Raw genomic sequence first — 20,091 nt, 5'->3', positions numbered from 1 at the left:
AACTGCGTCTTATTGAGCGCGGTTTTTGATTTTGCGGATGGTTTCCAACTGAGCAGCAGTTTCTGCAAGCGCAGCCAAAGCAGCAGCAGCGTCCAAATCGCTCTTTTGATTTGCAAGCAACTGTTCAGCATTTTTACGTGCTTCAAGAATTGCAGCTTCATCTAAGTTGTCAGCACGAACTGCAGTATCTGCAAGAACCGTAACGACATGCGGTTGAACTTCTAGAACACCACCAGATACATAGATTAACTCTTCTGTACCGTTTTCAAGCAGAACGCGAATCGCGCCCGGCTTGAGCAAAGTGACTAACGGCGCGTGACCAGGCATAATACCCAATTCACCGCCAGCACCTTTTGCGATAAGCATTGTCACAGTGCCTGAGTACAAAGACTCTTTAACACTTACAACATCACATTGCATAGTCGACATGTGAATCTCCTAAATGAGAGTTGCTAATTAAAGCTTCTCGGCTTTAGCGATCACTTCGTCAATACCACCAACCATATAGAACGCTTGTTCTGGGATGTGATCGTATTCACCAGCTAGAAGACCTTTAAAGCCACGAATTGTTTCTTTAAGTGGTACAAGTTTACCAGGAGCACCAGTAAACACTTCAGCTACGTGGAACGGTTGAGAGAAGAAACGTTGAATCTTACGTGCACGGTACACAGTAAGTTTGTCTTCTTCAGCTAACTCGTCCATACCCAAGATCGCAATGATGTCTTTAAGCTCTTTATAACGTTGCAATACGTTCTGTACAGAACGTGCAATTTCATAATGCTCAGCACCAACAACCAATGGATCTAACTGGCGTGAAGTAGAGTCAAGTGGATCGATCGCTGGATAAATACCAGAAGATGCGATGTCACGGCTCAATACTACAGTTGCATCTAAGTGAGCAAATGTAGTTGCAGGCGATGGATCTGTTAAGTCATCGGCAGGTACATATACCGCTTGGATAGATGTAATCGAACCAGACTTAGTCGATGTAATACGTTCTTGAAGAACACCCATCTCTTCTGCAAGCGTCGGTTGGTAACCTACTGCAGATGGCATACGACCTAAAAGAGCAGATACTTCAGTACCAGCCAATGTGTAACGGTAAATGTTGTCAACGAACAACAATACGTCACGGCCTTTACCGTTTTCATCTTTCTCATCACGGAAGTATTCCGCCATCGTCAAACCAGTTAACGCTACGCGTAAACGGTTACCTGGTGGCTCATTCATCTGACCGTAGACCATTGCTACTTTGTCAAGAACGTTAGAATCTTTCATCTCGTGATAGAAGTCGTTACCTTCACGAGTACGCTCACCAACACCAGCAAACACAGATAAACCTGAGTGTGCTTTCGCGATGTTGTTGATCAATTCCATCATGTTTACAGTTTTACCAACACCGGCACCACCGAATAAACCAACTTTACCACCTTTTGCAAACGGGCAAAGTAAGTCAATGACTTTAATACCTGTTTCTAAAAGGTCAGTAGAAGCTGCTTGTTCAGCATAAGAAGGTGCTTGACGGTGAATCGGTAAACGCTCTTCAGTCGCTACAGGACCAGCTTCGTCGATTGGGCGACCAAGAACGTCCATGATACGACCTAAACATGCAGTACCTACTGGTACAGAAATTGGCGCACCAGTATTAGACACGTTTAGACCACGTTTAAGACCTTCAGTAGATCCCATTGCGATGGTACGAACTACACCATCACCAAGTTGTTGCTGAACTTCTAAAGTAGTTTCAGTACCGTCAACTTGGAGAGCGTCATAGATCTTAGGAACGCTGTTGCGTTCAAACTCGACGTCGATAACCGCGCCGATGATCTGAATGATACGACCGCTACTCATTGCTGTCTCCTCAATTCAAAATAATGTTAAACGGCAGCGGCACCACCAACGATCTCAGAAATTTCCTGAGTAATCGCGGCTTGACGCAGCTTGTTATAAATGAGTTGTAGGCTCTTGATAAGCTCACCTGCGTTATCAGTTGCAGCTTTCATTGCAACCATACGTGCAGATTGCTCACATGCGATGTTTTCAATCACACCTTGATAAACCATAGACTCAATGTAACGAACCAATAAACCATTTAAAAGCTCTTCAGCTTCTGGTTCATATAAGTAATCCCAACCATATTGACGGTTAAGATCTTCGTTCGTATCAGCCGCAGCCAAAGGAACGAGTTGTTCGATTTTTTGGTTTTGAGTCATGGCATTGACAAAGCCGTTTGACACAAGATAAATACGATCTAATTCGCCTTTATCGAATGCATCTAACATCACCTGTACAGAACCAGTTAACTGTTCAAGACTTGGTGCATCACCTACGTTTGTAGTTGCTCCAAGTACTTTACCGCCGTAGTTTTTAAAAAACGAAACCGCTTTTTGACCAATCAAAGCAAATTGAACTTCAATTGACTGCTCTTGTTGCTGTTGAACGTGTTTAACCACTTTTTTGAACAAGTTAATGTTCAAACCACCAGCAAGACCACGATCTGAAGAAACAATGATATAGCCAACGCGTTTTACTGGGCGTTCAACCATATAACGATGTTTGTATTCAGGATTCGCTTGTACCAAATGAGCAATTACACGGTGCATATTTTCGGCATACGGACGGCCCTGAGCCATGCGCTCTTGCGCACGACGCATCTTAGAAGCTGCTACCATTTGCATCGCGCGAGTAATTTTCTGCGTGCTTTTGATACTAGCTACTTTGGCGCGAATTTCTTTTAAATTTGCCATACGCTTAACCTAGTATTCGAAAGCCCTTTCGAGCTTCCGAAGGTTGATCCGTGAACCAAACCTTAACTAGATTCAACATCGTTGAATCTTAGTAAGTTTGAGTCGCTTTAAAGCTTTCAATACCTGCTTTAATTGCAGCTTCGATGTCTTTGTCGTAGTTACCAGTTGCATCGATGTTTTGCATTAACGCAGCATGCTCTGAACGGAAGTAAGAGATCAACGCAGTATCAAAGTCTACGATTTTCTTCACTTCAACGTCAGCCATATAGCCTTCGTTAGATGCATAAATTGAAACTGCTTGGTCAGCAATTGAATATGGAGCATATTGTTTTTGCTTCATTAATTCAGTTACACGTTGACCATGTTCAAGTTGCTTACGAGTTGCTTCGTCAAGGTCTGAAGCGAACTGAGCAAACGCAGCCAATTCACGGTATTGTGCAAGAGCGGTACGGATACCACCTGACAATTTTTTGATGATCTTAGTTTGAGCAGAACCACCAACACGTGATACAGAGATACCCGCGTTCACAGCAGGACGAATACCTGCGTTGAATAATGATGTTTCTAAGAAGATCTGACCGTCAGTAATCGAAATTACGTTTGTTGGTACGAATGCAGATACGTCACCCGCTTGAGTTTCAATAATTGGCAATGCAGTTAATGAACCAGTTTGGCCTTTAACTTCACCATTCGTGAATTTCTCAACATAGTCAGCAGATACACGAGAAGCACGCTCAAGTAGACGTGAATGAAGATAGAACACGTCACCTGGATAAGCTTCACGACCTGGTGGACGACGAAGAAGCAATGAAATTTGACGGTAAGCAACAGCTTGTTTAGACAAGTCATCATAAATGATAAGCGCGTCTTCACCGCGGTCACGGAAGTACTCACCCATTGTACAACCAGCATAAGGTGCTAGATACTGCATCGCTGCAGGATCAGCAGCAGCTGCTGCTACAACAGTCGTGTACGCCATAGCGCCAGTTTCTTCAAGCTTACGTACTACGTTTGCAATTGTTGATTGTTTTTGACCAATCGCAACGTATACACATTTAATGCCTGACTGCTTTTGAGCAATGATCGCATCGATCGCCATTGCTGTTTTACCAGTTTGACGGTCACCGATGATCAACTCACGCTGACCACGACCAACAGGGATCATTGTATCTACTGATTTATAACCAGTTTGTACAGGTTGATCCACTGATTGACGCCAAATAACACCTGGTGCTACTTTTTCAACAGCATCAGTAAGTTTTGCATCAATAGGGCCTTTACCATCAATTGGGTTACCCAAAGCATCTACTACACGGCCTAAAAGTTCTGGACCAACCGGAACTTCTAATACACGACCTGTGCAACGAGCTTTTTGACCTTCTTGAAGGCTTAAGTAGTTACCTAAGACAACGGCACCCACTGAATCCTGTTCTAGGTTCAGTGCCATACCAAATAAGCCGCCGTCGAATTCGATCATTTCACCGTACATTGCATCAGCAAGGCCGTGAATACGCACAATACCGTCGGAAACCATAACAATGGTCCCTTCGTTCTTAGCGGTCGCGCTGGTGTCCAGATCGCCGATACGCTGTTTAATGAGCGCACTGATCTCGGATGGATTCAGTTGTTGCATTGCGCTATACCTCAATCTTTTTAAAGTTCAGTCTTCTGTTCGCAGTTATTTTTAACAATTACGCTAGAAGACGAGTCCGCATTTTTTCAAGCTTGCTAAGCGCAGAATCATCTATCACTTGGTCGCCTGCACGAATAACAACACCAGCAATCAATGCTGGGTTTACTTCAACTGTAATTTTCACAGCGCTGTTCAAACGTTTTTCTAACGCATGAGCCAACTTCTGTTCTTGCACTGAGTCCAGCGGGAAAGCTGACTCAATCACAACATCTACAGTGTTGTTATTTTGCGATTTGAGTTGTTCAAATTCTGTGTCGATTTCAGGTAACAATGCTAAACGGCCATTGTCTGCAAGAAGTGTCAAAAAGTTTGACACAGCTTCAGTTTGTTCATTACCTAAAACTTTCGCAAAAAGACCAACCTGCTCAGCAGGTGTCAACTCAGGGCGATTTAAATAAGCGGAAAATGCTTCATCTTGCACCGCAGCACTGAGCAGTTGTAATGCATTTGACCAAGCGTCAGTTGCATTTTGCTCAGATGCATAAGCAAATGCTGCTTTAGCGTATGGGCGTGCCAACGTCAAGAGTTCAGCCATATTCGCCTCTCTTAAAGTTTAGCAGCCAGCTGATTCAGCATGGCATTATGAGCTTCTGCGTCAACTTGTTGGTTCAGAATTTTCTCTGCACCAGCAACTGCAAGAGCAGCAACTTGTTGACGTAATTCTTCACGAGCAGAATTGATGTCTTGGTCAACAGCATCTTTCGCTTGTTGACGAATACGCTCACCTTCAGCAGATGCTTGAGTACGCGCTTCTTCGATCAATTGTGCCGCACGACGGTTCGCTTGTTCGATCAATTGAGCCGCTTGTGCTTTCGCCGCATCAATTTCTTGCTTAACTTGTGCTTGTGCATCAGCAAGATCAGCTTTCGCTTTCTCCGCAGCGTTTAAGCCATCAGCGATTTTACGCTGACGCTCACTAATCGCATTGATTAGTGGTGGCCATACAAACTTCATGCAGAATGCGACAAATATCGCAAATGCAATCGCTTGGCCAAACAATGTGAGGTTGATATTCATTGCAAATTCCTCAAATAGTGAATTTCGGAATTAAGCTGATTAACCTACAAATGGATTAGCGAAGATGAAGAACAAGCCAATACCAACACCGATCATAGGCACAGCATCAAGAAGACCCGCGATTAAGAACATACGAGTTTGAAGTTGTGGAGCCAATTCTGGTTGACGAGCTACAGCTTCAAGGAAGCGACCGCCTAAAAGACCAAAACCAATCGCAGTACCTAAAGCACCAAAAGCGATCAAGATAGCAGATGCAATTGCAACTAGACCTAAAGTGAGTTCCATGATAATTCCTCAGAGGTTAGGTTTATACCAAATTAAATTAAAAAAATTATACCTAACCACCTGATGACAGTTAGGCAATACCATTAATGTTTTTCGCTTGCCATGCTCAAGTATACGATTGTTAGCATCATGAAAATGAAGGCTTGCAACGTAATAACAAGAATGTGGAAGATAGCCCAAGGCACAGACAACGCCCATTGGATCCAGAAAGGTAACAACGCGATCAAGATGAAGATCAACTCACCCGCATACATGTTACCGAATAGTCGGAGCGCCAATGAAATTGGACGTGCAAGGAATGTTACTAATTCTAGAATCAAGTTCACTGGAATCAATAACGCTTTTGCAACTGGGTTACTTGGATTAAATGGGTTAAGTGCTAATTCACCAACGAAACCGCCGATGCCTTTTTCACGGATACTATAGAACAAGATCAACGCAAATACAGACAATGACATACCAAGGGTAATGTTAGGATCTGTAGATGGAACAACCTTGAAGTAAACGTGGTGAGGGTCCATGCCAAATACACTTGCACCAATTTGTTGTGCTAGATAAGGAATCCAGTCAACAGGAATTAAGTCCATCGCATTCATGAGGAAAATCCACACAAAAATGGTCAAGGCTAAAGGTGCAATTAAACGTGATTTACCATGAAACGTATCACGAACACTTGAGTCAACAAACTCGATAATCATTTCGATTGCAGACTGGAACTTGGTAGGAACACCAGAGTTTGCAGCTTTCGCCACACACCAGAATATCAAACAGAAAATCAAACCAAGGCCAATTGACCAACCCATTGAATCCAAGTGAATAGCAGTGAACCCCATCTGTTGAGCTTCTGCACCATTCTCAGCCAATTTCCAAGTACCATCTGGCATTTTGCCATAGGTCATATTGGTCAAGTGATGCTTGATATACTCGGTCGAAGTCAGGGCATGTTCTTCAGCAGCCATAAATCACACCTGGTCAATGTCAAATAATAAATAGGGTTAACGAATATCGCGTGCTGCATGATATCTCGTTAATCCCCAAAAAAATTTTCAATTTCTGCTGCGCTTATACTCGTTTTTGTTGCCGTGCTACCCAAAATGGAGCAACCCACGACATCGCCTGCACGAGAATAAAACCACAAAACAATGCTACCGGGGATAACGGTTTAACATTGCTTAAAATTAAAATGAAACCAACGATCACAATTGCAAATTTGCCCATCAAGCCTCGATACATGTTCGAAAGAACCTGTTTTGAAGCACGTGCACCAGCGGCTCGAAACGACTGCCAAGAAAAATAACAACTGGCAAGCCAACATAACAGTGCACCTAATGCTGCACTTAAAGCCGCAGTCGAGTCTTTCAAGACCCACGCTACCAAGGCTGAAACAGGTATCATTAATGCTTGTAAATAGACCAAAGCTTTTGCTAATCGTCGGTCAATCAAGCGACTAGTTTGGCTCATTTTTTATCCACTCACAGCATAAATGCTTGACAAGTTTAGCTGATGATCGTTTTTAATCGCAGGCATTATAGAGTTACACCCCTGAACATGCAATCTTTTCCCGACCTTAGTCGTGTTTTTTTCGATATACAGGTTGCTTTTCATATGAGCATTTGTTGATTAATTTTTGCATCATTTTCGTGCATTAAGTACGCAGGCTTGTGTCTGTTGTGCCAAAGCTTGCCATGCAACCACAAAATCTTGTTGTTTTGCTAAAGTCTCATCAACGGATTGAAAAGAAATTTCTCCCAATTTTCGATATTGACTTGGACTCGCACTGGCTTCTGCAAGTAAACACATTTTTTTGTAAGGACGCGTATCATTTAAAAACTTGATTTGTGTAACAGTCGGTGCCACATGTGGGTCATCCGTCATTGCACCTGCAAATTTTAAATTGAGTGAACGCTCAAGATATTGGTAAGCATCGTGATATGCCCAATAAGGACGTGCGGCACCCGCTGTGGTAATTTTTTGTGAAGCGAGCAACATTTCATTGGCAAATTTTTTCGCGTTGTTCCAATAAGCAGTTTTATTTTCAGGATGCTGTTGTGATCTCAAGGCAGCAATAAAGAAGCCTATACGTACTGCATTGTTTGGATCTAACCAAACATGAGTATCTATCGTGTCTTTAAGTGCAATGCCTTTCGGATTTCTAAGTGGAAGCGCCTGAATAATACCTGAGTCAAGAATCGAGATGGCTTTAGCATTGTCTCCAAGAACTTTTTCTAAAGGTGCTTCGTGTGCTTTACCCAACCAAACCACCAATGAAGCATCCATAATCGTCTTTCGATTATCGGGTGTTAACTGTACATCATGCCCGGTCTGATTCCCTAACAGCAAAACAGGTTCTTCTACTCCTTGGGTGATTTCTTTTGCAATCAGATAAATAGGATGAGTAGAGACCACCAAAGGCGCTTGAGCCCAAGTGACACTAGCAAATAATGCACATAAGCAAAAAGCGATCATGCGATTCATGGGAGTGTATTACCAAAAAAAATTTATGTTATAGTATAACAAAAGTTAAAAAATACCTACGCCATTCGTAAGTTGATAGAGCTTCATGTTAATATTTATGATTCTCTTCATTCAAATAAGAAGTTTTGAGGTCTGATATGAGCTTATGTTCACACGAACACCATGATACTTTGCATGGTGTACACGATCATCTCAATGTACAAGAGCGTTTATCAGAAGCAGAAAACCTTTGTGCAACCTCAGGCGCGCGTCTTACTCCCTTACGTAAAGAAGTACTGGAGTTGATTTTGAATGCATCAGGACCCGTTGGTGCATATGATCTTTTAGCCAAGATGAAAGGTGCTGCGGAACGACCGGCAGCCCCTCCAACGGTATATAGAACACTCGACTTCCTTTTAGAAAAAGGATTTATTCATCGTTTAACCTCTATTAATGCCTATATCCCTTGCTGTCATCCACGTGAAGGACATCAAGCTGCTTTTTTGATCTGTACTGAATGCCATACAGTGAAAGAAGCTTCAGCAATAGGTTTGATTCAACAATTGAATCATTTGGCAGAGTCCGACCAGTTCAAAGCACATCATAGTATTATTGAGATTTCAGGAATATGTCAGCAGTGCTCAAGCAAAGCGTGAACACCCCCCTTGTTCAGCTAAAGCAGATCAATGTCCAGATTGATGATCGTGACATTTTAAAAAATGTAGATTTTTCGCTACAAAAACAAGAAATTGTCACGCTTATTGGTCCCAATGGTGCGGGTAAATCCACATTGATCAAAGTACTGTTGGGTATTTTAAAACCCAATTCAGGGAGTATTGTCAGTTCATCAAAACTGAAACTCGCCTATGTACCTCAAAAATTCAACCCCTCTCATAGCCTTCCATTAAGAGTAAAAGATCTTCTTGATCTGGAAAAATGTGATAAAGCCATTAAAGCAGAAATCATTCGCGATACAGGCATAGCCAAACTCGAAAACTCTAAAGTACAACAACTTTCCGGTGGCGAACGTCAACGCGTTTTATTAGCACGGGCATTATTACGCCAACCTGATATTTTAGTCTTAGATGAGCCTATGCAAGGTTTAGATATCCAGTCTGAGGCAGAGTTATATGGCTATGTTCGAAGTTTACCTGAACGGTATGGTTGTGCCATCTTGATTGTCTCTCATGATTTACAATGGGTGATGCAAGGAACACAACGTGTTGTATGTTTAAACAAGCATATATGTTGCAGCGGCTTACCAGACAGCATTCAACAACATCCTGAATATCAGGCTTTATTTGGTGACACTTTTGGCAAGCAACATGCCTTTTATCAACATCACCATGATCATTGTGCGCATGGTGACTCTGCCAAAACCTGTGAACATGGTTCACATCCTCACATTCACCCTGAACCGGAAGCTTAAACCATGATGGAATGGTTAGAATTACTCTTACCTGCTTGGATCATGGGCACACTGTTGGTGTTTCTAACTGCACCACTGGGCTGTTTGATGTTATGGCGCAGAATGTCTTTCTTTGCAGATACCATGGCTCATGGTACTTTGCTGGGTGTGGCTTTGGCAGCAGTGTTAAGTTTACCGCTTTGGGTCGGTGTTACTTTTACCGCTGTACTTCTGGTTGCTGTGCTGTGGGTTCTACACGACCCTCGCCTGCCAAATGATGCTCTACTTGCTTTATGCGCAGCCACCCTACTCTGTTCAGGTTTATTGCTGATCCAGCACTTACCTGCTTTACGCCCAGAACTATTGAGCTATTTATTCGGTGACTTACTGACGATTGAATGGTCTGACTTAGCTGTTTTCGCGGCTGTCATTATTGGCGCTTTGGCAATTTTGTATTCTCACTGGCAGGCGCAAATTCAAATTGCGATTGATCCTGATATTGCAGTCAGTGAAGGTGTTAATGCCAAATGGCAACGTTTAATTTTTATGTTGTTATTGGCATTGTTCACAGTACTGGCTTTACGTGCGGTCGGCTCGTTGCTGATGGGTGCTCTTCTGGTTATTCCTGCTTTAGCTGCACGTTTGATTTCGCACTCACCTAAACAAATGGTGATCGGTGCTTTTGTGATTGCACAAATTGGTATCACTGTAGGCTTATGGTCAAGTGCAGCATTAAATATTTCAACAGGTCTAAGCATTGTTTTGACCATGTCTTTATTGTTTGCACTGATCTTCTGCACGATGAAAATTAAAAAAGGATGATTTCAATTAAACCCTAGCATCGCTTATAGGGTTCATTGAACATCCAATACTTAAAATAGGCTTTGAGCTGAAATGTATAAGCCATAAAGCGCGATTGTGACTAAAATTAAACCGCAAAGTCCTAATATTTTGGGATAAATTTGACTTTTAGACAACTGATTAAAAGACAAATAAACTATAGATAAGGTGAGGAAATCCAAGATAATCCATGCGATCACGAGGATAACTAAACTTACATTCAGATCTGAATGAACATGGATAAATTGTGGAAAAAACGAAGAGAAAAAAATAATATCTTTAGGGTTTGAAATACCGACCAGAAAACCTTTCGTTAAACCACCCTCTACTGGCGAAAGTACAGTAGTCAACTGCTGGTCTTGCTGAAACCACACCTCTTTGAGAATGCCATAACCTAAATAAGCAATATAAAGACATCCAAGGATTTTGATGATCAGGAAAAGTGTTTCATTAACACTCAACATTCCCTTTAAAATTAAAATGGAAATTGCAATCAGTACCAAAGATGCGAGATTTGTTCCGACGATGGTTTGTAATGATTTGCGATAACCGCCTTTTAAGCCTGCACTTGCCACCAAAATCATGACTGGTCCTGGTGTTGCAATCATAATAATTACACTGATGGCATACAGATAAAATTCTAAATAATTCAAATGACCCTCGGCTTAACAGATATTCTATTGGATTTATTTTTAATTGTTCAATAACTCAAACCATGAAACTTTTACTGATGTACTAAACTCAACAAACCAGCAGCACAACTAAATAACACTGCGAAAGTACGATTCATATACTTTTGCTGCTTGGGAGATTTAAGCAATCTCAAGACTTTTGCAGCCAACCCTGTGTAGCCAGCCATCACAATTAAATCGATCGTAATCATCGTGATCGCCATAATCACATATTGAATCCATTGTGGTTTAGACAGATCTAAAAATTGCGGCAATACTGCAAGTAAGAATACGATCGCTTTTGGATTACTGATATTCACCACAAAGCCGTATAGAATCAACTTGGGAATGGATTTAGTCGGTTGTTCAGTTGGGATATCTATAGACTGTGTTTTAGCTGTCCATTGCATATAGGCTAAGTAGAGTAAATAGCAAACTCCAAACCATTTCACAGCAAGAAAAGCCATCGGTGTAGTGGCAAATAATACCCCTACTCCAGCAGCAACAATTATAATTTGCACCAGTAAAGCCAGCTGTAAACCAATAGCATTCCAGTAACCACGGCGAAAACCATAATTTAGACCACTCGACATTGACGCAATAGCGCCAGCACCAGGTGATATACTAATCACCCAACACGCCAACATATATGCAAACCAAACTTGATAGGACATAACAAAAAATAAAATATTTTGAACAAAGCATTATAGCGGTTTTAAAACGACACATTTCGATTAATTTAATTGGTAAAAAGTATAAGACTTTACTACCCAGCTGTTGCCAGTTCATGCACAATAGCTAGATTGATAAATAAAAATTGAGGAGCCATCTCGATATGACAGCCCAATCTGTAATTTTACCTTTACCCTCTGACCATGCTCGCTTCATCGTTTTAAATTTAAAAAATCTGTCTATTGATGGCTTAAAAAAGCGTCTCAATGCCTTATTGAGCACTCGTGATCGCCTGATCACGCAACACCCCGAAGCTGAGATTAAAACTGCAATCGCTTTTGGTCCTGAACTATGGTCAAAGCTTTATCATACTTCGCCTGAAGGGTTTAAGCAGTTAGAACCGATTCAAGGTGCATTTCAAATGCCTGTTGTTCCTGCGGATGTTCTGATTCACATTGCTTCTGCACGCACGGACATTTGTTTTGCACTAAGCCAATCCTTTTTTGATGGTCTTCAAGATCAAGTTGAAGTTTTAGATGAACGTGTATGTTTCCGTTATCTCGATGGTCGTGACCTAACGGGATTTATTGATGGTACCGAAAACCCTCAATTTCCAGATGATCGTGCGGAGACTGCTTTATTGGGTGAAGATTCAGGTATTTTCCAAGATGGATCTTTTATTTTTGCGCAGCGTTATGTGCATGAGCTTGAAAAATGGAAACGCTTAAAAGTAGATGCACAGGAAAATGTGATTGGTCGTTCTAAATTAGAAAGTATTGAGATGGACGATGAACACAAACCTGAAAATGCCCATATTGCTCGTGTTGTTATCGAAGATAATGAAGGTGAGGAATTAGAAATTCTGCGTCACTCTCTTCCTTATGGCGATGGACAAGGTGAGCAAGGCTTATTTTTTATTGCTTATACCAAAGATTTAACCCGTATTGATCGCATGTTAGTCAATATGTTTGGTACTCAAGGTGATGGAATTCATGACCGTTTATTGCACTTTGTGACTCCTGTCGATGGTGCGTACTTCTTTGCACCGAATGAAGAAGTATTGGAAGAGATTTTGGAAGATTAAAATAGCTAAGGAATAGTTAAATATGACTATTCCTTATATTTATTCAATATTTTAAATCCAAAGAAAGATCTATTAATTTATTCAGTTTAAATACCTTGTAAAGCTTAATTATTGAGCTAAATAAGCTTTATCTAAGTGTTTAATTTCATCCAATCTAGCTTTATTAATAACGAACAGACATGATTTAAAGTTGATTAAAAGAGTAATTTTGTCAATAATATTTACTCTCTATCAACCCATAGATACCATGAAATATCTACAGCCAATAAAAACACAGTTTTAAAACTCATCATACCCAGGTCGATTAATATTTAATCTGAAATTCTTTTTTTCAATACTTGGTTCATTTCCCACACATTTCATTTCTTCACTTTTACTAAAATCATCATTAATAACAAAAGATTGGATACAATAATTTTTCAATTCATTTTCATTTATATCATTAATTTTTTTAACTTGATGATCCAAGATTGGAAACTTACCTCCCATCGTTATAAACAAAGTATTTTTATAATTATTCTTGTTGTTTTCACCACCTGATAAAAATATTACTTGCGCAGGTCCGGAACCTTCATAATTATTAAAATTCACAGCAATTAAGCCTAATAAATATTCTTTATTTCCCAGTTTCTTGACAGTTGTCATCAAAATTCGAGCTGGATCTTCTCCAGAATAAAATAGCTTTAGATCCTTCTGATTAACTGGGTATTTATCTAATTGAATGAACTTATCATTGATCAATAACGTTTTAGAATCAAATGGTAATTTAACTTGTTTATATTCATTAATTAAAAGACCACTATTGACTTTCGACTCACTCATCTTCGGTGAATCTGAGTTTAACATCTTATTTTCTGCCTTTTGACAGGCTACAAGTGAAAATAAAATCAACAATGGGATAAATTTTTTAATGTACATAATATGCCCTTATATGTCCTGAATATTTGGTTGATAACCCTGTAAATGTAAATGGTTATCGTGATCACCATTTGTAAAAGTGACATGGGGCAAAGTTCTGTTTGGCTGACCTTTTCTCTTCATCACTTGTGACCCAAATGCTTTATAACCAAAAAGATATAGTGCATTTACAAATCTTACATTCGCATCCCAGTCAAATCTATCGACGTGGCTCACAAGAACCGGACCATCTTTATGGCAACCATTAATTCCTAGATAGCGAAAATCTCCATTAATCCCGTTGAAGTGTGAATCACTACCTACCGATCGACCATCTCGAGCACTAAATCCAGAACCATGATAATAACCGTATCCTAAAGAGCACATAGCACCAATAACTGCTGCAAACGCATCTCCCTTAAGATAATATCTTGATCGACCTGGTAAATAAATATCCCACAAATATCCGACTTTACCATCCGGACTCTTGTAGGATTTGAGCGTCCTTTGGTCTACCAAATAAACATTTCCACCTACGACCCCGTTACCTTTTTTACGTTTAGGCGCAACGATAAATTCAGTTTTGCCAATATGATGTGATTGTCCATTTTTATCATAATAAATATATTCAGCAAAACCTGTTGCAGCCGCATTCTCTCTTTTGATTTTACCATCAGAGTAAATATGATAACGCGTCGTATCACTTGTTGCAGGTGTTTGATTAGAAACAGTTGTTAAAGGTTTACCCCCATTCTCTGTATGAGTATTTTGTTGGGACACTTTGGGTGGCTCTTGTTTAACTTCGGGTACTTTAGCAGGAGCTGGTGGATTAGGCTTACTTTGGGACGGCGCATTAGTAACAGGGTTTTGTTGTGGAACTTTTTGCCCTGATTCTAATCGTCTCGATTCCTTGATAAAACCTTCATTTATTCTAAATATCCTATACGGACTTCCATTAATTACCCGAGCTTTTACCAATGAATTCGAACCAACACCAAAACCATATACAAAACCAACTAACATTTTTAAGTTAATTACACCTGCAGCATTGGTTTTTTTTGAAATTTGCCGCCCTCGATAAAAAATGGTTACAGCGGTATTTGGAACAACTTGATCATCTTTTTTGACAATCATCTGAAAGCTATGAACAGGAAGTCTCACTTTTATTGTCTGATTAGAGAGTGATTCTTCAACCTTGAAGTGATGAATCTTTTGGTATTTTCCATCCCCTGAAACAGAAACCTCTATATCTTGACCGACTTCTGCTGAAATATTATGTTTTATGCCACTCCCATCTGCAGAATGCTTTTTAATATTATTTTTATAGGTAAGAAAAAAGCCCATATTTGAGATTGGTTTTCCAGTATCAGCTTCAACAATCTGTATATTGAAGTTCACATCTTTCGTTTCAACTGCTTTAGATTCTTCTGAAATACTTGGAGCTTGCTCATTTCTAACTTCTTGAGGCGTTTTATTCGCCTGTGGTTTGGGTTGAGGAGCACTATTCTGTTCTAAAACAACGGGCACTGATATTTGTTTGGTTAATTTGATTGTATAACTTTCCTTCTTATCTTTTTGCTGCGTAATCTCAAGTGCTTTTCCATCAACAATTATTTTTATTTTAGTACCAGGATGCCTAACAATTACAGGAATTTTTCCTTCTTCACTTGTTTTATAATCATTAGAAATCTTTCCAATTTTGCTATAATATTTTCCTTCTTTGTACTCGGACTCTACTATAATTTTTTTACCTGAAACAGCATTCCCTTGTTCGTCCACAACATTGATATAAATCTTACGATTACAACAGCTTTCTAAATCATAATGAGCAAATAATGATATATATTCACCCACTTTTGTTCCAAAAGCATCAGCTTGGTTACCTAAACCCTGTACAAACTCTAAAACATATTTAGGACCTTTTAAGTGTGCTCCTGCAATGCATCCTGACTCTGTAATTTCAACCCCATTAATACGAACGCCATAAAATTCATTTACATTTCGATTGTTCAGCCGAGTGCAGAGTGTATTGATCCATTTATTAAATGCTTTTATTTGAACCGTTCGATCTTTGAGAAAAACACTTTTCGAAGTTACATCATCTAAGCCCGTCCAACTTCCACTCCAGTCATTCACCGAAAATGATTTCTGAAAAAGGCTATTAGGATCATTACTAAAAGTATATGGTGGCTTAAAATACCCCAAATCATAAAGTGCACTTTCGCCAAATTGAAAATAACCAATAAATCCATAACCTGCGGTTTTACCATTATGTACTTTTCTAGCAGTCAAATTAGGATCGACAAGGTCAGATAAACTCAAATCTGATGAAGACTCTCGACGAGATACTGCATATATATATGCTTGCCTATCCTCACCAAATGACTTTCCGTTTACTGGAGAAACAAAACTCATAATGCCCCCTTAGATTCTTGATCAATTTGTTTAAATAAAATTAGAACTTTATTTTTTGTTTTATCACTCATATTTTTAGAAAATTTCATTTTATTTTTATCAAAATTGAAACTCAGATCTTCATTTAGGTTGAGCATTACATCACCTAAACTCTTACCGTCATCAATAATATAAAATTTCTGAGGTTTATTTTTATTTGTTAATGAGATAAGTAAAATATTTTGATCTGAACTTTTGATATTCCAACACTCATCAGGAATATGTAACCAATGACCTGTATTTAGATCTATCTTATTTTGCTTTAAAAGCTTAGAGACAGGATCTTTAATATCTTTACGCTGAAAGCTACATTTATCAGACTCTATATAATTAAAGCTTACGACTTCATTATCAATGTTCCGTTTTGGAAATTCCTTGATAACTTCTGCATTACACCAAGTCACAAATAATAAAATGAATAAGAAAGAAAATATTGTTTTCATGATCAAGCCTTACTTTCCAAAATTACAAAAATCTGCTTCTAAATCTTCACTACAAGATTCATTGTGATCTTCTATTGCATCATGATCATCTGCAGCGCCACAACAGCCCTCACCCTCACAACTACTATGATCTGAAGTGTCATCAATATCGTTCTTTATAACTATTAATTCTTTTAAATCTTCACTATCATGCCCAAGAATAATTGCTTCGACATCGTCAGCACTATCACTGAAAAACCGTTGTGTGCGTCCAAGTTCATCCAAAACACCAATAAATTCAGTTTTTCGTGAATGATTTACGAACTTAAATCTGACCTGCTGTTTTAATTCATCTTTACTAAAAATATTACTAAAATCAAAACGTCGGCTAAAAATTCCACTCTCAGGCATTTTCGGCAACTGCGCATTCACTGTTGCCCCACTGGTAAACAACTGTTGTCCAGATTTCACCTCAAACTTCCCACCCGTCTTGATAAAGACACCACTACCATTAACCACCAGCTGAGTACCACCCGCTTTTAGATCAATCTCTTTAGAGCTGGTTAACTCAATCTTATCTTCAGTTGCAATCAACTTAATGACTTTCTTCGCAATGATTTCAATCAAATCATCCTGAGCCTGTACTTTTATCGGTCCTTTTGCAGCAAAAGCACTTAAACCTTTCTGTGCGGCAAACAAACTAATTTTATCTTGTGCATGACCCACAATATTCTTCTGAGCGCTCATGTTAATCGAACCATTTGCACTTTCAGCTATATCTTGAGAAGCTTGAAGAATAATGTCTTCTGGTGTGGTTAATGCAATCCCATTTGGCGAAGCCAATAACATCAATGCTTGACGGAAAATTTTACCTTGTTCTTGTTTGGCGTTGTCGCTGCTATCTTCCAGACCTTGTGTATAACCCTCCATAAAGCCTTGCAAACTACTCAAAGCCTCCAACGGTTTAATTTCAAGTTTGTTCCCCTTATTGAATGTTCCACAAGTACTCATGATGTCAAAATCTTTGATTTCGACATTGGATAAAACCTTACCCACATTACTAATGGATTCAAAAGGATTAGATTTAATATTATCTTTTAAGCTTGCCAGCTTGCCTTTAATAATATCTGTACCGTGTTCTTCAACATTTTCAATAAACGCTTTTAAGTTTTCAACCGCTTCTTTTGCATCAGAAAAATATTCATTAAATTCATCTACAATGCCTTTTGCATTGCCACCTAAAGCACCAATGTCTTTAATAAATCCACCACAATCTTTTAAAGCATTCAAAGGATCACTACTCACCCCTTCTTTAAATAGATTCAAAGTTGTGTTGAGCGCCTGCCCTGCACTTTTTAACTCAAGTGATTGAATGAACTTAGGCAAACGATTAATGACATTCAATGCATCGGTTTGTTGCTTTACAGCAATCTCACTTAGCACTTTCATACTTTCAGCCCCTTGATTCAACAAGGACTGTGCTTGGGCTGCTTCTAAATGATCTGCAATTGCATTTTCTTGGGCATAGGTTGTGATAAGCATGCCTTTTCCTGCACGTACCGCCCCATAAGCATCTGTTCTTAATTCAAAACCTTCACCACGCCCATTGCTGGTTTCTTTATCTTTCGGATGACTTAAATTTCCCAAGTTAAGTTGAGTGGCTGCGTGACTACTTTGCAGTTGGGCACTGATTTGCCCAGTCGTGTCATCAAAACGGAGTTGGTTAAAGCCTGAACCACCGACTTCAGATGAGCGGATACCACTGAGTTTCTTGGTATCAGGAAGCTGACCTTTGACATCAAACATGGTTTGATGACGTTCTGCTTCATGTAAACGCCCCATCACAAACGGACGATCTACATTACCATCAAAGAAATCAATCACCACGATTTCACCAATCCGAGGATGAAAACGTGTACCGTAACCTTCTCCTGCCCATGAGGTTAATACATCCACCCATGCTGAATCAGTATCGTTATCATTGGAACCTGCACCACCGTCATGGCTATTATCATCGGTACGGGTAAACAAGAAACGAACTTTAATGCGTCCCCATTGGTCCACATAAATTGTTTCGCCTTGCGGACCTACCACTTTAGCGCGTTGCGGGAATGCAGAAGGTCTGTGTGTTAATGGATTGTATTCTGGAACGACTGGAATTCTGCGTCGTACCAATGACAGCTCATTGGCTTGACGCTGATCTTTAATTAAATGATTCCAATAGTTTAAATTAAGCAGTTTAGAAAGTTGATCTTGCAGTTCTTTCGGTAAGTTATTCTGATTGTAGAAGGTTTTACCGAGAATCAAAAACTCGCGATCTGAACCTTCATGCTGATCAATTTCTGGATGCTCTCTCAACTCAAACCAATAACCAACTTGTGCATCACGTACTGAACTGATTGCGGTAAAATATTTGGCTTGTAGTTCTTGGTATTGTGAAAGTTGAGTATTGAGTTTATCCACTTGAGCTGAGCTAGAAGCTGTGGTTTGATCTTCACCCTTGAGGTCACTGGTCCACGCTGGACTAATGGTCCAAGCCTGTTCTAAACTCAACGTTTCATTGTCTTGTTGTTCGCTATGCTGATGATTGCTGAGTTGACTATCACCCTGATCTTGTGCGAGATTGTCAGCTTGCCAGCGTTGCACTTGTACAGCTGTAGATTGGATTAATCGTTGTGCAATTAAGCTGGTAATGGTATCAAATCGTTCTGTTGCATGACTACGATGGAAGCGTATACTGCGCCTAGGCATTGCTTCATATTGACTATTGTCATCAATCAATCTTAATTTCTGGGTTTGAATTTGTGCAGCAGAAACTGGAACTATGCGTTCAGATTCATCAACCAACCAGTTAATTCCCTCACTGCGCCATAATCTTGTTAAAAATTCGTAATCTGTTTCGTTTGACTGCATCACAAAAGGACGCACATCATATTGTTTTTTTAAACCACGACTATCCAAACTCAAACTAGATGCAAATAATGCACTTTTGGTTTGCCATTCCTTGAATAAAACTTCAGATATTTCCAAAATACTTTTATTCATGAAAACGCGACTATTACGGCGTTTATGCCAAAGACTGGTCGCATCTTCAAGCGTGAGCTTGTAAATACTTAATGCACCGTCACTTTGTCCTTGACTTGCACCAGTAATGATTCCTGTGGTTCGATAGAGTTCCCCAAAGTCAGTGACTTGGTCAACAGCGACCTGACAACCTATAAATTGTTTTAAAGCAATATGTGCATTGGTTGAAAGGCAAAGTAATTCTGCCTTCAATCCTTGATTAATATATTGTTGTCCCTGAATGCACTGTAGAAATACACTGCCATTTAAGGCTTGATTTGAGAATTGGACATGGACAGCTCTTGTCTGCAACCCTAACCCAAAACTTTCAAGTAAAGTATTAATATTTTTCAACATTTTAGTTATTGATATTCAATGACATGT

20 protein-coding genes are annotated in these 20,091 nt (G+C 39.6%); 4 read left to right on the top strand and 16 right to left on the bottom strand.

The features are described from left to right. Window positions 1-9: 9 nt before the first annotated feature. The 10 genes from AC1Z3T_RS18700 to AC1Z3T_RS18655 form a co-directional block, all read right to left on the bottom strand. Entirely contained in the window at window positions 10-429 is a 420-nt protein-coding gene (locus AC1Z3T_RS18700) for a F0F1 ATP synthase subunit epsilon (protein WP_004831982.1), read from the bottom strand. 27 nt (window positions 430-456) lie between these two features. Beyond that, window positions 457-1,851 (bottom strand): F0F1 ATP synthase subunit beta, encoded by a 1,395-nt coding sequence (atpD, locus tag AC1Z3T_RS18695; protein ID WP_004831984.1) that lies wholly within the window; start codon window positions 1,849-1,851, stop codon window positions 457-459. 26 nt (window positions 1,852-1,877) lie between these two features. Next, window positions 1,878-2,747 (bottom strand): F0F1 ATP synthase subunit gamma, encoded by an 870-nt coding sequence (gene atpG, locus AC1Z3T_RS18690; RefSeq protein ID WP_004831987.1) that lies wholly within the window; start codon window positions 2,745-2,747, stop codon window positions 1,878-1,880. Between the two features lie 88 nt (window positions 2,748-2,835). After that, entirely contained in the window at window positions 2,836-4,380 is a 1,545-nt protein-coding gene (gene atpA / locus AC1Z3T_RS18685; RefSeq protein ID WP_004831988.1) for a F0F1 ATP synthase subunit alpha, read from the bottom strand. A gap of 58 nt (window positions 4,381-4,438) precedes the next feature. Further along, window positions 4,439-4,975: a F0F1 ATP synthase subunit delta gene (locus tag AC1Z3T_RS18680; protein WP_004831989.1), complete on the bottom strand. Its 537-nt coding sequence runs from the start codon at window positions 4,973-4,975 to the stop codon at window positions 4,439-4,441. 11 nt (window positions 4,976-4,986) lie between these two features. Further along, the gene (locus AC1Z3T_RS18675) at window positions 4,987-5,457 is read right to left on the bottom strand and encodes a F0F1 ATP synthase subunit B (protein WP_004831990.1); all 471 of its coding nucleotides are present in this window, start codon (window positions 5,455-5,457) and stop codon (window positions 4,987-4,989) included. Between the two features lie 39 nt (window positions 5,458-5,496). Further along, the gene (gene atpE / locus AC1Z3T_RS18670; RefSeq protein ID WP_000424060.1) at window positions 5,497-5,742 is read right to left on the bottom strand and encodes a F0F1 ATP synthase subunit C; all 246 of its coding nucleotides are present in this window, start codon (window positions 5,740-5,742) and stop codon (window positions 5,497-5,499) included. 83 nt (window positions 5,743-5,825) lie between these two features. Next, window positions 5,826-6,701, bottom strand: coding sequence for a F0F1 ATP synthase subunit A (atpB, locus tag AC1Z3T_RS18665; RefSeq protein ID WP_004831991.1), 876 nt, complete (start codon window positions 6,699-6,701; stop codon window positions 5,826-5,828). Window positions 6,702-6,804: 103 nt separating this feature from the next. Beyond that, window positions 6,805-7,203: an ATP synthase subunit I gene (locus AC1Z3T_RS18660; protein ID WP_005034576.1), complete on the bottom strand. Its 399-nt coding sequence runs from the start codon at window positions 7,201-7,203 to the stop codon at window positions 6,805-6,807. Between the two features lie 171 nt (window positions 7,204-7,374). Then, on the bottom strand, window positions 7,375-8,217 hold the full coding sequence (locus tag AC1Z3T_RS18655; RefSeq protein ID WP_004831993.1) for a metal ABC transporter substrate-binding protein: 843 nt from the start codon (window positions 8,215-8,217) through the stop codon (window positions 7,375-7,377). Between the two features lie 137 nt (window positions 8,218-8,354). Between AC1Z3T_RS18655 and AC1Z3T_RS18650 the strand changes: the two genes are divergently transcribed. The 3 genes from AC1Z3T_RS18650 to znuB are packed head-to-tail and all read left to right on the top strand — an operon-like array spanning window position 8,355 to window position 10,426. Continuing rightward, a complete protein-coding gene (locus tag AC1Z3T_RS18650; protein ID WP_004831994.1) occupies window positions 8,355-8,852 on the top strand; it encodes a transcriptional repressor in 498 nt (165 codons plus the stop codon). Next, entirely contained in the window at window positions 8,825-9,625 is an 801-nt protein-coding gene (gene znuC / locus AC1Z3T_RS18645) for a zinc ABC transporter ATP-binding protein ZnuC (protein ID WP_151714170.1), read from the top strand. The genes AC1Z3T_RS18650 and znuC overlap by 28 nt, the downstream gene beginning before the upstream one ends. A gap of 3 nt (window positions 9,626-9,628) precedes the next feature. Beyond that, window positions 9,629-10,426 (top strand): zinc ABC transporter permease subunit ZnuB, encoded by a 798-nt coding sequence (znuB, locus tag AC1Z3T_RS18640; protein ID WP_100884325.1) that lies wholly within the window; start codon window positions 9,629-9,631, stop codon window positions 10,424-10,426. A gap of 50 nt (window positions 10,427-10,476) precedes the next feature. Here znuB and AC1Z3T_RS18635 read toward each other — a convergent pair whose 3' ends face one another. Then, on the bottom strand, window positions 10,477-11,097 hold the full coding sequence (locus AC1Z3T_RS18635; protein WP_100884324.1) for a LysE family translocator: 621 nt from the start codon (window positions 11,095-11,097) through the stop codon (window positions 10,477-10,479). Between the two features lie 71 nt (window positions 11,098-11,168). Continuing rightward, window positions 11,169-11,789: a LysE family transporter gene (locus AC1Z3T_RS18630; protein WP_035300734.1), complete on the bottom strand. Its 621-nt coding sequence runs from the start codon at window positions 11,787-11,789 to the stop codon at window positions 11,169-11,171. A 161-nt stretch (window positions 11,790-11,950) separates the two neighbouring features. Between AC1Z3T_RS18630 and AC1Z3T_RS18625 the strand changes: the two genes are divergently transcribed. Next, entirely contained in the window at window positions 11,951-12,871 is a 921-nt protein-coding gene (locus tag AC1Z3T_RS18625) for a Dyp-type peroxidase (protein ID WP_100884323.1), read from the top strand. 279 nt (window positions 12,872-13,150) lie between these two features. Here the strand turns inward: AC1Z3T_RS18625 and AC1Z3T_RS18620 are convergent, their stop codons facing one another. Genes AC1Z3T_RS18620 through AC1Z3T_RS18605 form a run of 4 tightly spaced genes read right to left on the bottom strand, consistent with a single transcriptional unit; the run spans window position 13,151 to window position 20,064 of the window. Beyond that, window positions 13,151-13,789, bottom strand: coding sequence for a hypothetical protein (locus tag AC1Z3T_RS18620; protein WP_100884322.1), 639 nt, complete (start codon window positions 13,787-13,789; stop codon window positions 13,151-13,153). A 9-nt stretch (window positions 13,790-13,798) separates the two neighbouring features. Next, on the bottom strand, window positions 13,799-16,183 hold the full coding sequence (locus AC1Z3T_RS18615) for a hypothetical protein (RefSeq protein ID WP_100884321.1): 2,385 nt from the start codon (window positions 16,181-16,183) through the stop codon (window positions 13,799-13,801). Beyond that, entirely contained in the window at window positions 16,180-16,665 is a 486-nt protein-coding gene (locus AC1Z3T_RS18610) for a hypothetical protein (protein ID WP_100884320.1), read from the bottom strand. The genes AC1Z3T_RS18615 and AC1Z3T_RS18610 overlap by 4 nt, the downstream gene beginning before the upstream one ends. 9 nt (window positions 16,666-16,674) lie before the next feature. Then, window positions 16,675-20,064, bottom strand: a complete 3,390-nt coding sequence (locus tag AC1Z3T_RS18605) for a type VI secretion system Vgr family protein (RefSeq protein WP_483396857.1) — start codon at window positions 20,062-20,064, stop codon at window positions 16,675-16,677. Window positions 20,065-20,091 lie beyond the last annotated feature (27 nt).

Source organism: Acinetobacter sp. B-6 (assembly GCF_056930735.1).
Note: the sequence above shows the minus strand (reverse complement) of the source record. Positions and strands in the feature narration are given on the sequence as shown.